General features: G+C 54.1%; 13 protein-coding genes, 1 tRNA gene and 1 pseudogene. 8 read left to right on the forward strand and 7 right to left on the reverse strand.

Annotated elements, in window-relative coordinates:
* Positions 1–218: 218 nt before the first annotated feature.
* Together AAHF05_RS18390 and AAHF05_RS18395 are read right to left on the reverse strand one after the other, a co-directional pair.
* Positions 219–1,397 (reverse strand): acetyl-CoA C-acetyltransferase, encoded by a 1,179-nt coding sequence (locus AAHF05_RS18390; RefSeq protein ID WP_028016932.1) that lies wholly within the window; start codon positions 1,395–1,397, stop codon positions 219–221.
* A gap of 93 nt (positions 1,398–1,490) precedes the next feature.
* Positions 1,491–2,357 carry a LysR family transcriptional regulator gene (locus AAHF05_RS18395; RefSeq protein ID WP_129323670.1) on the reverse strand — a complete coding sequence of 289 codons (867 nt, stop codon included), beginning with the start codon at positions 2,355–2,357 and terminating at the stop codon, positions 1,491–1,493.
* 105 nt (positions 2,358–2,462) lie between these two features.
* Between AAHF05_RS18395 and AAHF05_RS18400 the strand changes: the two are divergent.
* Together AAHF05_RS18400 and AAHF05_RS18405 are read left to right on the forward strand one after the other, a co-directional pair.
* Positions 2,463–2,906 (forward strand): annotated as a pseudogene (locus tag AAHF05_RS18400) (multidrug/biocide efflux PACE transporter); the annotation flags it as partial.
* A 137-nt stretch (positions 2,907–3,043) separates the two neighbouring features.
* Complete coding sequence (locus AAHF05_RS18405; RefSeq protein WP_028016935.1) at positions 3,044–4,273, forward strand: amino acid permease; 1,230 nt, start codon at positions 3,044–3,046, stop codon at positions 4,271–4,273.
* 36 nt (positions 4,274–4,309) lie between these two features.
* On the opposite strand, the gene AAHF05_RS18410 is transcribed toward AAHF05_RS18405, so the two are convergent.
* Positions 4,310–4,780, reverse strand: a complete 471-nt coding sequence (locus AAHF05_RS18410) for an Lrp/AsnC family transcriptional regulator (RefSeq protein WP_114978561.1) — start codon at positions 4,778–4,780, stop codon at positions 4,310–4,312.
* 115 nt (positions 4,781–4,895) lie between these two features.
* Here AAHF05_RS18410 and AAHF05_RS18415 point away from each other — a divergent pair, with 115 nt between their 5' ends.
* A complete protein-coding gene (locus AAHF05_RS18415) occupies positions 4,896–5,507 on the forward strand; it encodes a LysE family translocator (protein ID WP_129323672.1) in 612 nt (203 codons plus the stop codon).
* A 26-nt stretch (positions 5,508–5,533) separates the two neighbouring features.
* On the opposite strand, the gene AAHF05_RS18420 is transcribed toward AAHF05_RS18415, so the two are convergent.
* Positions 5,534–5,806, reverse strand: coding sequence for a GNAT family N-acetyltransferase (locus AAHF05_RS18420; protein ID WP_115876217.1), 273 nt, complete (start codon positions 5,804–5,806; stop codon positions 5,534–5,536).
* A 10-nt stretch (positions 5,807–5,816) separates the two neighbouring features.
* A complete protein-coding gene (gene yjdI, locus AAHF05_RS18425; RefSeq protein ID WP_008499689.1) occupies positions 5,817–6,047 on the reverse strand; it encodes a 4Fe-4S mono-cluster protein YjdI in 231 nt (76 codons plus the stop codon).
* A 178-nt stretch (positions 6,048–6,225) separates the two neighbouring features.
* Here yjdI and AAHF05_RS18430 point away from each other — a divergent pair, with 178 nt between their 5' ends.
* From AAHF05_RS18430 to AAHF05_RS18450, 5 genes are all read left to right on the forward strand, one after another.
* Positions 6,226–7,866, forward strand: coding sequence for a sensor histidine kinase (locus AAHF05_RS18430; protein ID WP_129323673.1), 1,641 nt, complete (start codon positions 6,226–6,228; stop codon positions 7,864–7,866).
* Entirely contained in the window at positions 7,850–8,545 is a 696-nt protein-coding gene (locus tag AAHF05_RS18435; RefSeq protein WP_129323674.1) for a response regulator, read from the forward strand. Before AAHF05_RS18430 ends, AAHF05_RS18435 begins: the two co-directional genes overlap by 17 nt.
* A gap of 168 nt (positions 8,546–8,713) precedes the next feature.
* Complete coding sequence (locus AAHF05_RS18440; protein ID WP_028016941.1) at positions 8,714–9,802, forward strand: ABC transporter substrate-binding protein; 1,089 nt, start codon at positions 8,714–8,716, stop codon at positions 9,800–9,802.
* A gap of 80 nt (positions 9,803–9,882) precedes the next feature.
* Positions 9,883–11,652 (forward strand): ABC transporter permease, encoded by a 1,770-nt coding sequence (locus AAHF05_RS18445; protein ID WP_374936409.1) that lies wholly within the window; start codon positions 9,883–9,885, stop codon positions 11,650–11,652.
* On the forward strand, positions 11,645–12,715 hold the full coding sequence (locus tag AAHF05_RS18450; RefSeq protein ID WP_128347295.1) for an ABC transporter ATP-binding protein: 1,071 nt from the start codon (positions 11,645–11,647) through the stop codon (positions 12,713–12,715). The genes AAHF05_RS18445 and AAHF05_RS18450 overlap by 8 nt, the downstream gene beginning before the upstream one ends.
* Positions 12,716–13,386: 671 nt before the next feature.
* Here the strand turns inward: AAHF05_RS18450 and AAHF05_RS18455 are convergent.
* Together AAHF05_RS18455 and actS are read right to left on the reverse strand one after the other, a co-directional pair.
* Positions 13,387–13,460: transfer RNA gene (locus AAHF05_RS18455), tRNA-Gly, on the reverse strand.
* 80 nt (positions 13,461–13,540) lie between these two features.
* Positions 13,541–14,233, reverse strand: coding sequence for an amidase activator ActS (actS, locus tag AAHF05_RS18460; protein ID WP_206737104.1), 693 nt, complete (start codon positions 14,231–14,233; stop codon positions 13,541–13,543).
* Positions 14,234–14,267: the final 34 nt, after the last annotated feature.

The following is a 14,267-nucleotide window of genomic DNA, read 5'->3' on the forward strand; positions in this document are numbered from 1 at the left end:
TCATGCCCGAAGGCAGAAAATAAACGAAACAGCGTTCCGTTTTCATGATGAGCACATACTATCGGCATAAAGTGGGCTTTTCAATTATATTTAAAACAACGTTTCATTTTTATTTTTGTTTGTATCGGAAATGACGTTCGGATCACGATAAATGGGGATTGAGAAAAACAGCACCATAAAAAAACCTCCCGCAGGAGGTTTTTTAGAATGAGAAGAGGTTAACGTTCGATGGCCAGCGCCACCCCCTGCCCGCCACCTATACAGAGTGTGGCAATGCCTTTACGGGCGTTCCGCTTTTTCATTTCGTGGACCAGCGATACCAGGATCCGGCAGCCGGACGCACCAATAGGATGTCCCAGCGCGATCGCCCCGCCGTTGACGTTTACCCGCAGGGGATCCCACTCCAGCATTTTGCCGACCGAGATCGCCTGCGCGGCAAAGGCTTCGTTTACTTCGATCAGATCCACATCTGAGAGCTGCCACCCCGCACGGTCCAGGCAGCGACGGGTGGCATACACTGGCGCGATCCCCATTAACGCAGGATCAACACCTACGCTGGCAAACGCCTTGATGCGGGCCATTACGGGGAGATCCAGCTCAAGGGCTTTGCTTTCGCTCATCATCATGACGGCCGCTGCGCCATCATTAATGGAGGAAGCATTTCCCGCCGTAACCGACCCCTGCATTTCAAAAGCAGGGTTAAGCCTCGCCAGACCTTCAGCGCTGGCGTCGGTACGCGGCTGCTCATCGGTATCCACCACGACAACCTCACCGTTCTGACGCTGCGTGCTGACCGGGACAATTTCATCGCGAAAACGGCCGGAATCAATCGCCGCGCGCGCCTTTTGCTGCGAGCTTAAGGCATAAGCATCCTGCAGCTCACGACTGATGCCGTACTCGCGCGCCAGGTTTTCCGCCGTCACACCCATATGATAATCATTGAACGCATCCCAGAGCCCGTCATGCACCAGGCTATCAAGCAACTGGCTGTTGCCTAACTGTGCGCCGGTACGGCTGTCGGTCAATACGTGCGGCGCGCGGCTCATGTTCTCTTGTCCGCCCGCAATGACCACATCCGCTTCACCGCACTGAATGGCTTGCGTTGCAAGATGTAGCGCTTTTAGTCCTGATCCACAGACGTCGTTAATGGTGATTGCGGAGACGGTATTGGGCAACCCACCTTTCAGCGCCGCCTGGCGCGCAGGGTTTTGCCCGGCTCCGGCAGTCAGAACCTGTCCCAGGATCACCTCATCAATTTCATGGGCTGCGATCCCGCTACGTTCCACCAGCGCTTTTACTACCACGCTACCCAGGTCAACCGCCGAGTGACGCGCAAGCGCTCCCTGAAAACAGCCGATAGCTGTACGCAACGCACCCACTATTACGACATCTTTCATCACGACCTCTGTGTTAAATGACATGACGATAGTAGAGGATTGTTACTGGCAATTATCTTAATTGTTTAAAAATAGTGAGTTTAATCACAAGGATCAGCGCGCATCCTGCAGATACTGCCGCAGCCAGCTTCCGGCAATACCTGGTGGGGATCGTTTATTCCATAGCAGATCGATCCCTGTCGCCCGCGGCCAGCCGGGGACATTTAGCTGTACCAACGATTTCGCGGCGGCAAATTCATCCACCAGTGCGCACGGCAACACGCACCAGCCAAATCCCTGTACTGCCATACTCAAGAGTAACAGGTAATTCGGCGCTGACCAGACGGGCCCGCGCGCGAGCGCCGCCTCGCGCTCAAGATAGGTGCTGAGCCGCAACTCTCGCCAGCCGTGCAGTTCGTCGGCCTGAATTTCAGGTTGGCCGGTCAGAGGATGCGTGGTCGCAACATATATTGCCATGCGGGTCTGCATCGGCAGCCGTGTGAAGCCGATATCCGTAGGGTAACTGTCCCGCGCTTCCGTCAGGCCAATCTGCGCGCGCTCCTTTTGCAGCAGATCGATGACGTCCTCTTCTTCGCCAATCAGGCATTCGAATTCCGTATGAGGAAAGCGCCGGTCAAACTGGTTCATGAGATCTTCCAGCACATCCGGATTGAGGGTATCGGAAAGGACAAATGTCAGACGCGCCTCCGTTTGCGCCGTTAATGATACTGCCAGCTCATCAAGCCGCGTGCTGGCGGCGAGGATAGCCTGCACATAGCCCATCACCTGCTCCCCTTGAGCCGTCAACACCGGCTGGCGCGCCGAGCGGTCAAACAGCTCGAAACCCAGATCGGCTTCAAGATTGGCAATGGACGTGCTGATTGTCGACTGGCTTTTACGCAACCGGCGTGCGGCAGCAGAAAAAGAACCCGCCGCGACGGTTTCAACAAACGCAGTAAGGGCTTCGGGGGAATAGCGCATGATCTATCTACTTTTACGATGGATACCATCTTTAATATATCAGCTTTAACGATAAAAATAGGCCCCATCAACGCCCATACCGGCGAATTAACGAGGTCTATGACTATGCAACACCAGGATGCACTCCAACGTAAACTGCCGGAGCGGATCTTTCATGCTGTCTGTTTCGAAGGGATTGCCACGGCGATCCTCGCCCCTACGGCGGCGTGGCTCATGCAGCGTTCCGTGGTTGAGATGGGCGGGTTAACCATTATTCTGGCCACCACCGCCATGCTCTGGAACATTATTTATAACTTCGGCTTCGACCGTTTCTGGCCTGTTCAGCGCGTCAAACGTACGGCAAAAGTCCGTGCGCTGCATGCCCTGGGGTTCGAATGCGGGTTCATCGTGATCGGCCTGTCGATTGTCGCCGCCGTACTGGGCGTCACGCTGCTAGAGGCATTCACGCTGGAAATAGGTTTCTTCCTGTTCTTCCTGCCTTACACCATGTTCTACAACTGGGCATATGACACGTTACGTGAAAAATTCTTTAAGCGTCGTCAGCAAAGACGCGCCCTGGCAGGCTCACTCCCCCCTGGCCGGACTACTGGTCCGGCCAAACTCCGTCGAAGCAACTGCGCTCTCTACGCATAACTATGGTAAATTGCACTCCATTCCGATGGTTTGATAGTTGATACGTTGCTCTAATGTCGAAAATTTGGTCAAAAGATGAGACTCTCTGGAGTTTCGCTCTCTACGGCACGGCCGTGGGCGCAGGAACGCTGTTCTTGCCCATTCAGCTGGGCTCCGCAGGCGCTATCGTCCTGTTTATTACCGCCCTTGTGGCTTATCCGTTAACCTACTGGCCGCACCGAGCGCTGGCACAATTTATCCTGTCGTCGAAAACCAAAGGCAATGAAGGGATCACCGGCGCCGTATCGCACTATTACGGCAGGAAGATTGGCAACCTGATCACCACGCTCTATTTCATCGCCTTCTTTGTGGTGGTGCAGATTTATGCGGTGGCCATCACCAACTCGCTCACGGAGCAACTGGCAAAACACCTGACGGTGGATACCGCCGTTCGCGTACTGGTCAGCCTGGGGGTGGTACTGGTTCTTAATCTGATCTTCCTGATGGGACGACATATCACGATAAAAGTGATGGGCTTCCTGGTGTTTCCGTTGATTGCCTATTTCCTGTTTGTCTCGCTGTATCTGACGGGAAGCTGGCAGCCGTCGCTGCTCACCAGCCAGATGGCATTTGATCAACATACCCTGCATCAGGTATGGATTTCGATTCCGGTGATGGTTTTTGCTTTCAGCCATACCCCGATTATCTCAACGTTTGCCGTTGACCGTCGTGAGAAGTTTGCTGACGGTGCTATGGATAAATGCAAGAAAATCATGAAGGTGGCGTACCTCATTATCTGCCTGAGCGTGCTGTTCTTTGTCTTCAGCTGTCTGCTCTCTATACCACCGTCGTATATTGTGACCGCCAAAGAGCAAGGGGTTACGATCCTGTCCGCGCTGTCGATGATGCCTTCCTCTCCGGCATGGCTGGGTATTTCCGGGATTATCGTGGCGATTATTGCGATGTCGAAATCATTCCTCGGCACCTATTTTGGCGTGATTGAAGGGGCGACGGAGATCGTGAAGTCGTCGCTGAATCAGGTGGGCGTGAAAAAAAGCCGCGCCTTTAACCGTGCAGTTTCCATTATCGGGGTGTCGTTAATCACCTTTGCGGTCTGCTGCATAAACCCGAATGCCATTTCGATGATTTATGCCATCAGCGGTCCGCTTATCGCCATGATCCTGTTTATCATGCCGACGCTGTCGACGTATCTGATCCCATCCCTGAAACAGTACCGTTCCATTGGCAACCTGCTGACGCTGATCGTCGGCGTGCTGTGCGTGTCGGTGATGTTTGTCGGCTAATCCCTTTCGTGCCCGGCGCTCTGCCGGGCACGCCATTCAGTCTCGTCCCGTCGTCTCCAGAGGAAAGGGTCTGTCCTGAACGACCGTTTTCATGACAAGCGTCGAGCGAAGATGCTGCACGCCCGGCATCGCTGAGAGTTTCTCGTCATAGAGTTTTTGAAATGCCGACAGGTCACGCGTTACAACATGCATCAGATAATCGGGATCGCCAAATAAACGCTGTGCCAGCACGATTTGCGGTATCTCTTCCACCGCATCTTCAAAGGCGCTAACCGCTTTTCTGTCACCCTCTTTAAGCGTCGCAAATACTATCGCCAGGAAGTTAAATCCCATTTTGGCGGGATCGAGGCTGGCGCGGTATCCCGTTATGGCTCCGCTTTGCTCCAGCGCCCGCACGCGGCGATGGCACGGCGAGAGGCTCAGATTCACCCGCTCTGCCAGCTCCGTAAGTGATAAACGACCGTCAGATTGCAGCTCCGCAAGAATTTTTCGATCAATGCTATCCATGTGGAAGATTTTCTCAGTTTTACCGTGTTGTAAGCATAACATTGAAAGCCTATTTCGCAGGGTTAGCGATATTCTTTTTCTCAACGTTTGACGCACTGCGGGGGTCTTCAGGACGATGGAAATGAGTATTGTGGCCGGCTTTTGGGTGGTTTCTTTTCTGCTTATCATGACACCGGGGGCGGACTGGGCCTATGCCATTAGCGCCGGGATTAACGGTCGACGCGTGGTCCCGGCTGTGATGGGGCTGATGTCCGGTCATCTGCTGGCTACGATGATCGTGGTTGCGGGCGTGGGCGTTTTAATTGCTCAACATCCAATGGCGTTAGCCGGGCTGACCGTGGCGGGAGCCCTGTATCTCCTGTGGCTTGGCATAACGTTATTGCGTCACCCAGCCGCACCGGAAAAGGCCACCCGCCATACGGGAAACTGGACACAGTGGGCGGTGAAAGGACTCTGTATTAGCGGCCTAAACCCGAAAGTTTTTTTGCTGTTCCTGGCCCTGCTTCCGCAATTTACAGACCCAACCGGAAGTTGGTCGATAGCGATGCAGATGTCTGCGCTTGGGATGATGCATCTTATCACCTGTACGCTGGTCTACCTGCTGGTGGGGTATGGCTCGAAAGCCGTGCTGGCGACCCGGCCACAGGCGGCGCGTCTGGTGAGCAGAGCATCGGGAGGGTTGATGGTGCTGATAGCGATGGTATTGCTGTTTGAGCAGGTAAGATAAAAAACACCGGCCATCGCCGGTGTTACTTACGCCCGAATATCGTCATATTCCCGCGTTTTATCAAACTCATGTTTCGCAAACGGGCACAGCGGAATAATTTTACGGTTCTCACCGCGCATCTTCTCCACCACCTTCGCCACCAGCTGTTTACCAACGCCCTGCCCTTTCAGGCTCTCATCCACATCGGTGTGCTCGATAATGCTCAGGTGCTCGCCGGTTGGCACGAAGACAATCTCCGCAACCTGGTTGCCGCTCGCATCGTTCACGTAAAACTTGTTATGGCCTTCCAGAATATCCATGGTTCCTCGCTTATTTTTGGCGATACTTCAACGCACCGCTCGGGCAGGTATCAATCACACGTACAACCGTTTCAACGTCCACTTCATCGGGAATGATCCACGGTTTACGCTTCAGGTTAAACAGCTTAGCGCTTCCGCGTACGCAGTTACCTGAGTGTTTACAGATCCCGGTATTGAAGTAAACATCAATTTTCTCGCCGGTATAGGCCCGGTAACCTGCATCCAGTAGTTCTTTATCCATGACATTGCCTCTGTAATTATTCTGGTATGAAATGAAGCATAGCCTTACGCGATCCCGATGGCTATTACACCGAAAACGAAAATCCAGGTCACAACTCTTTTCATACCGGATTGCGCGCCCCTGATGTGCATGTCAGGCTCCGCAAATCTCTCACTTTTAAATGGCTACCGCAGGTTGAATGAAACGCAGACTCTCTTTTCAGGTAAAGCTTTTTTTAGCGCTGGTATGCTTCTCCTGCCTGCTGTTAGTTCTGCTGGGAACGATCCTGTTTCATTTTATTGACCGACAGCTCCATCACGATCTTGGCCAGCGCGCCAGGGTTCAGGCCAGTCAGATCGCGCTGATGCCGGGTCTGGCGGCAATGGTTGCGGCCAGAGATATCCCCGGCATTGCCCGGTTAATTCAGCCGCTGCGTGCCGAAAGCGATGCCAGCTATATTGTGATTGGCGATCCCCAGGAACAGCACCTTTATCATTCTGAATCCCCGGAGCGGATTAATTTACCGATGATCGGAGGGGATAATGCCGAGGTGTTAAAAGGCAAAACCATTATTTCCGTGCGTCAGGGTGGGATTGGGGTTTCACTGCGCAGCAAAGCCCCCATCTTTAACGCACAGCACCAGGTGATTGGCATTGTCTCCGTCGGCTATCTGACCTCATATATCGCCAATATTAATGCCCGCATTCTCTGGCAATCCGGGTTGTACGGTGCAGGTCTTCTGCTGCTGCTGTTTATATTCTCATGGCTGTTTACCCGCAATCTTAAAAAGCAGATGTTCCGGCTTGAACCAAAGGATATTGCTCAACTGGTTTTGCAGCAAAGAGCGTTGCTGGAAGCCATGTATGAAGGGATATTCGCCATTAATAAAGATAAACAGTTGATTCTCATTAACCGTGCGGCACGAGAGATGCTGGATATTCGGCAAAGTGAGAAAGACCTTATCGGCAAACCGCTGGAAGAGGTTCTGCAAACCTCCCCGGGATTCCTGTCTCAGCGCTACGCTTCGGTGAGCAGCGGCAACCACGACCAGATTGCGGTGCTTAATCAGCGAGAGGTGATCGTTAACCGCGTGGCGATCGAGGTTGAACCGGGTGTCGAGAGTGGTTGGGTATATAGCTTTCGCGACAAAAACGACATTAACACGCTTAGCAGCCAGCTCAGTCAGATCAAGCGCTATGCGGATAACCTGCGCATTATGCGCCACGAACAGCTGAACTGGACCGCCACGCTGGTGGGGTTGCTGCAGATGAAACACTACGACGAGGCGATCCGTTACATCCAGGTGCAGTCAGAAGGGGCGCAGCGCGTGCTGGACTTTGTCTCTGCCCGTTTTGTTTCTCCGGCGTTGTGTGGGCTACTGTTAGGAAAATATGTCAGCGCACGCGAAAAAGGCATTGAACTGCTGTTTGATCCCGCCTGTCAGCTCACCCGCATGCCAGCCACCCTCAATGAAACGGAGCTGATGTCCATTATTGGTAATCTGCTGGATAACGCCGTGGATGCAACCCTGAAAGCGCCGGTGCCTGCACCTGTTGAGCTCTACATTTCTGACCGCAATCAGGAGTTATTGATAGAGGTGGCTGACCGTGGCTGTGGGGTGGATGATACGATGAAGCCGCATATCTTCCGCCAGGGGTTCAGCAGTAAACCAGACAGTGAGAACGACATTGTCGGCACCGAGCACGGTATTGGTCTGTTTCTGGTGGCAGGATATATCGATAAGGCTGGCGGCAGTATTGAGATCGCCGACAACACGCCACAGGGCACTATTTTTTCTGTGTTTATTCCGAATGGGCAACAGCATGACCCGACCACTTGATGTTGTGATAGTTGAAGATGAACCGCACCTGGCGGAGCTGCATCGCGAGTATATCGAGCAAAATTTCCATTTGCGCGTGGTGGGCATCGCCGCGTCCATTGAGCAGGCCTGTAGCCTGATTCGTCAGCATCAGCCGCGGCTAATTTTGCTGGATAACTATCTTCCGGACGGTAAAGGCGTGGAGTTAATCGACAACCCACTGCTAAAAAGCTACGAATGCTCGGTGATCTTCATCACCGCCGCCAGCGATATGCAAACCTGCAGCCATGCCATGCGCAGCGGTGCGTTCGACTATCTGATTAAGCCCGTCTTTTTCCAGCGTCTGCACGCCTCTCTTGAGCGGTTTATGCGCTTCATCCATACCGTGCAGCAGGTGAAGGTGGTCGACCAGCATGCGCTGGATCGCCTGTTTAACCTGCCTGCCGCGGAATCGTCCGTTACACCGTCAACGAAAGGGATTGAGCCCCAAACGCTGGAACGGATGAAACAATTTTTCGCCGACAATCCCGACAGGGCGATGTCGGTGGAAGAGGTAGTGGAGAACGTCGGGATCAGTAAAACCACGGGGCGTCGCTATCTTGAATACTGCGTGGAGAGCGGGTTAATCAGCATCGAAATGCTGTATGGCAATATTGGTCATCCGCGAAGGTTGTACCGCAAAGCCGCCGATAAACCGTAATCCGAAACCGTTCACAGGCTAACGTTCGCGGATTTTATGGTGTTAATTGCTGAAACGACGGCAACAATCACACTTCGGAATCATTGCCCGCTTCACCCTATTGTGGGTGGAGCCCACTGCGCTATGTTGACAATTAGTTCCTCAAATGTAACTAAAAGGTTAACTATAATGTCGAACACGTTCCGAATTTCTCTGCTTACCGCTACTGTACTATTCTCTGCTTCTGCACTGTCTGCCCTGCCGCAGGGCTATCCTGCTGAGTATCAAAAAGTTGTTGATGCCGCAACGAAAGAGGGCAAGGTTGTTATCTACTCCACCACCGACATCAAAGCTGCCGGGCCGCTGATCCAGGGCTTCGAAAAAACCTACCCGGGCATCAAAGTTGAATACAACGACATGAACAGCACCGAGCTGTACAACCGTTTCATCAGCGAACAGGCCTCAGGTGGTGTGAGCGGCGACGTGGTCTGGAGCTCATCCATGGACACCGGTCTGAAGCTCGCCACCGACTACGCCATGGAGTACAAATCTCCGGAGCAGAGCCAGCTGCCGAAATGGGCAGTCTGGAAAGATAAGGCATACGGCACCACCTATGAGCCGGTGGTCTTTATCTACAACAAGCGTCTGATCCCGGCCGGCGACGTGCCGGACTCTCACACCGCGCTGGCGAAGCTGATTGCCAGCCAGACGGACAAATTCAAGGGCAAAGTCACCACCTACGACATCGAAAAATCGGGTCTGGGCTTTATGCTTTCAGTCCAGGATCACAACGCCGATCCTAATTACTTCAAAACCCTGGCAGACGTTGCCAAAGGTGGTTTATCGGTACAGTCCTCTACCGGTACCATGATGGAGCGCGTCTCCTCCGGTGAAAACCTGATCGGCTTTAATATCCTCGGATCTTATGCGGAAGCACGTGCGAAGAACGATCCGTCGCTCGGCATCTCCTATCCAAAAGATTACACCCTGGTGCTGTCGCGCGTGTCGTTCATCAGCCAGCAATCGCAAAACAGCAATGCGGCAAAACTGTGGCTGGACTATGTGCTGTCTGAACAAGGGCAAAACATTCTGGCAAACCAGGCTGACATTCCGTCCATTCGTAACGATATCGAAGGGAAAAATGATATCGACGGCCTGACCAAAATCCTCGGCAACGCGCTGAAGCCGATCCCGGTTGATGAAACGCTTCTGGAATACCTGCAGCCGAAAAAACGCCTGGAGTACATCAAAGAGTGGCGTACCGCCGCCGGCAAATAAGCGTCTGAGCGCGGCGCAGGCCGCCGCGCTCCCTTATCGACTGAGTTCGTTTTTCTGGGCTGCAACACCAGGGATACCCCATGAATACATTACGCAGAAAGTGGCAAAGCCTGCCGCGAGGCATCGTCGTGCTGATAACCGCCCTGGTTATCTACACGCCGCTGTCGTTTATCGTGATACAGAGCTTCCTGTCCGCCCCGTTCTTTTCGCCGTCAAAAGAGTGGAGCTTTGAATCATTTGAGTTTATTTTCACCGACCCTGATTTTTATAAAGCCCTGAAAAGTGGTTTTATTCTTGCTTTCGGGCTGGTCTTTATCTCTATTCCGTTGGGCGGCGTGCTGGCGTTTCTGATGGTGCGTACCGACCTGCCCGGTCGCCGGCTGATTGAGCCGCTGATCCTGGTCCCGATTTTCGTTTCACCGATGGTGCTGGGCTTCGGCTACGTGGTAGCCGCCGGTCCAGTAGGCTTTCTCTCCCAGTGGGCTGAGGCGCTGATTGGCTTCGTGCCGTGGAATATCTACGACATGTCGAGCATTGTGGTCATCGCCGGCCTGACGCACGTCCCGCATGCCTATCTGTATATCTCGTCAGCGCTGCGCAGCGTGGGTTCCGATGTGGAAGAGGCCGCGCGCACCGCGGGGGCGTCGCCCTGGCAGGTGATGACCTCCGTTAGCCTGCCGATGGTGCGCCCGTCCATTCTGTACGCCACCGTGCTGCTGTTCTTCCTGGGGCTGGAAGTGTTCGGCCTGATGCTGGTCCTCGGCGACCCGGAAGGCAACATGGTGCTGGCGACCTATCTCTATAAGCTGACGAACAAGATGGGTACCCCATCCTATAACCTGATGGAGGCGGTTGCGGTGGTGCTGATCTGCATCACCATCCCGCTGGTGATGCTCCAGCGTCGCCTGATGCGCACCGCCAACCGCTTCGTCACCATGAAGGGAAAAGCCTCTCAGGCCCGTGCGTTACCGCTGGGTAAATGGCGCTGGGTTGCTGGCGCGGTGATTGCCTTCTGGCTCACCGTCACCATCGGCGTTCCGCTGCTCGGCGTGGTATTGCGCGCGTTTATCTCCAACTGGGGCGTGGGCGTTTCGCTGTGGGATGAGCTCTCTCTGAACACCTTCCGCACCATCTGGGCGCAGCCCAACCTGCTGCGCGCCATCGTCAACTCCATGGCGATTGGCGTGATTGGCGGCGCGCTGGCGGTGGTCTGCTACCTGTTTGTCGGCATTGCCATGCACCGTAAACCGGACAACACCACGCGTTTCCTGGACTACAGCGTGCTGGTACCGCGCGCCGTGCCTGGCCTGCTGGCGGGTCTGGCATTCCTGTGGGTGTTCCTGTTCCTGCCGATGTGGCTGGATAACGCGCTGAAATCCGGCTGGCTTTCCGGGTTTGCCTGGACGGACTGGATGCGCGAAAACGTCATCGTCTGGCTGCGTTCGCTGCGCAGCACCATTTTCAGCGTCTGGCTGGCCTATACCGTGGTGTGGATGGCTTACGGGCTGAGGCTCATCTCTTCCACGCTGCTGCAGGTGGGGCCGGAGCTTGAAGAAGCGGCGCGCAGCACCGGGGCAACGCGTGGCCAGATCACCCGTCACGTTACCATTCCGCTTTCCCGCTACGGTCTTATTGGTTCGTGGCTGCTGATGTTCCTGATCTTTGAACGCGAATACTCAACGGGTGTGTACCTGCTTTCGCCCGGCACGGAAACCATCGGCTCGATGCTGGTTTCCCTCTGGGCTGCGGGTGCCATTGATATCGTGGCGGCGCTCTCTTTCATTAACATCCTGCTGGTCGTGGTAGGTCTGGGCATTGCCCTTCGTTTCGGAGTCAAAATACATGATTGAATTAGCGGTTGACGATCTGCACTTAACCTACGGCGACAATCCTGTTTTAAAAGGTGTCTCCATGAACCTCAAGCGCGGCGAAGTGGTCTCCCTGTTAGGCCCTTCCGGCAGCGGCAAAACCACCCTGCTTCGTGCAGTAGCGGGCCTGGAGAAACCCACCCAGGGTTCGATTATTATTGGCAAAAACAAAGTTTACGACGGCACGCCGCGCAGTGAGGTCCCTGCGGAAGAGCGTAACCTGGGGCTGGTGTTCCAGTCATATGCCCTGTGGCCGCACAAAACCGTTTTTGAAAACGTGGCTTACCCGCTCAAACTGCGTAAAGTCCCGGCCAAAGAGATCCAGCAGCGCGTGCAGGATGTGCTGGATCAGCTTGGTCTGGGGCATCTTGGCAAACGTCACCCGCACCAGCTCTCCGGCGGACAGCAGCAGCGCGTGGCGATTGGCCGGGCGCTGGTCTACAACCCACCGGTGATTTTGCTGGACGAGCCGCTTTCTAACCTCGACGCCAAGCTGCGCGAAGAGGCCCGCGTGTTCTTGCGCGAGCTGATTATCAAGCTCGGGTTATCGGCACTGATGGTGACGCACGACCAGAATGAAGCAATGTCCATTTCTGACCGCATCCTGCTGCTCAACAACGGTAAAATTGAGCAACAGGGCACGCCGCAGGAGATGTATGGCTCGCCGAAAACGCTGTTTACCGCCGAGTTTATGGGCAGCAACAACCGCCTGCACGGCAAGGTCACCGAAGTACGCGACGGCAAAGCGCGCATCGAGGGGAAAGGCTGGGTGCTGTGGGGCCAGGCGGGCGAAGGGGTGCAAAGCGGTGATGAAGCCACGGCGGTGATCCGCGTCGAGCGCGTGGCGGTGGTCGAGGGACCTGGGGAAAATCAGCTTGAGCTACCGCTGCTCACCAGCATGTATCTTGGCGACCGCTGGGAGTACCTGTTCCGCACGGCGGGGGATGATTTTGTAATCCGCGCGTATGGGCATGAGGTTCGCGATCCACAGCACTGCCATCTTTCGTTGCCGGAGAAGCATGTTTGGGTGTTCCCGAAAGGGTGAGTGTGTGAGAAAAGGCTGCGGGATGCGGCCTTTTCTGTTTGTGTATGTGTCTTGGCTGTTGCGCCGTCGGGATAAGTTCCGCGCTGAGTATTCCGATATCACCATTAATCTCACCAGCTCGTATGAAAACCTGCAGAACGAACGCACGTCGAAAATTCAGAGAGGCGGATCAGGAGGAACGGTACAACGTTGTGTTGTTCCATAAGGCCTCCTGTGTTGCCTTTATGACGCTGCCGGCAAAGGATGACTGCATGATCAAATATGGCCATTAGTATGCCGAAGACGAATGGGAATCTGATGTCTGTGTTACACAGGTTATCTCTGCTCAGGACCTACTTCTTCAGCAGGCAGACAGTCATGATCTTTCCGGCCTTTCGCTTTCGGACGACCGCCGGGCACCATCCCTGTAGATAGATCTCGATTCGAACAGTGTGCACGTGATGTGCTCTAAATAGGAAAGTCGGATCTCACAAAGGTAGTTGTCCGGTAATTTCATGATGTTGTTATTTGGATGATTATTATCAGGAAGGAAAGGATGGTGACAGTCAGGATCTTTAATCGAGAAATATTTCAGAGCGGAAATATTCCATATGTAAGAGACTCTTAAAAGACTGTAATCGCTGTTTTATCGAATGAAAATTGAGTTTGGAAGACTTCTGAAGAGTTGAAACTGGAGCGGGCGAAGGGAATCGAACCCTCGTATAGAGCTTGGGAAGCTCTCGTTCTACCATTGAACTACGCCCGCTTTGAGGTGCGTATGGCATTATAGACCTTACGCACCTTCATACAAGCCTCTTCACAACTAAATGGCGATAAAATAATCACTTAGCACTTCGGTTTGCTGCCAGGAGCCGGAAGATAACGCTGCGGATCGATGGCCGTCGCCTTATAGCGGATCTGGAAATGCAGCTTCACCGCATCCGTACCGGTGCTGCCCATGGTGGCAATCTTCTGCCCTGCTTTGACGTTCTGCCCGTTGTTGACCAGCATCGTGTCGTTATGCGCATAGGCCGTGATGTAGTCTTCGCCATGCTTAATCATGATCAGGTTACCGTAGCCGCGCAGCTGGTTACCCACGTAAACCACCTTCCCTGCCCCGGAGGCATAAACCGGTGTACCGCGCGCAGCGGCGATATCAATACCCTTGTTGCCACCTTCAGAGAGTGAGTAAGGGGCGACCACTTTACCGCTGGCAGGCCAAATCCAGCAGCGCTGTCCAACCGGTGGCCATGACGATTGCGGCACCTGATAGGATGGCGTCACTTTGGCCGTTTTGCCTTTCGACGAGGATTTTTTACCAGAGGATGATCCACCGCTAACCTTCAACTGCTGACCCACCTCGATGGTGTATGGCGGAGAGAGATTATTTAACCGCGCCAGATCCTTCACGCTGGTCCCCGTTGCGCGCGAAATTCGATACAGGGTGTCCCCGCGCTTAACGGTATAGACCGAACCGGAATAGCTACCCATATCCGAAGATTTGCTCCCTGAACAACCTGCCAGCAATAGCGTTAGCATCAGGTAAATAATGGCGGTAATGGGATTTCTCGTC

It is taken from the genome of Enterobacter adelaidei (assembly GCF_041937165.1).
Classification (GTDB): Bacteria; Pseudomonadota; Gammaproteobacteria; order Enterobacterales; family Enterobacteriaceae; genus Enterobacter; species Enterobacter adelaidei.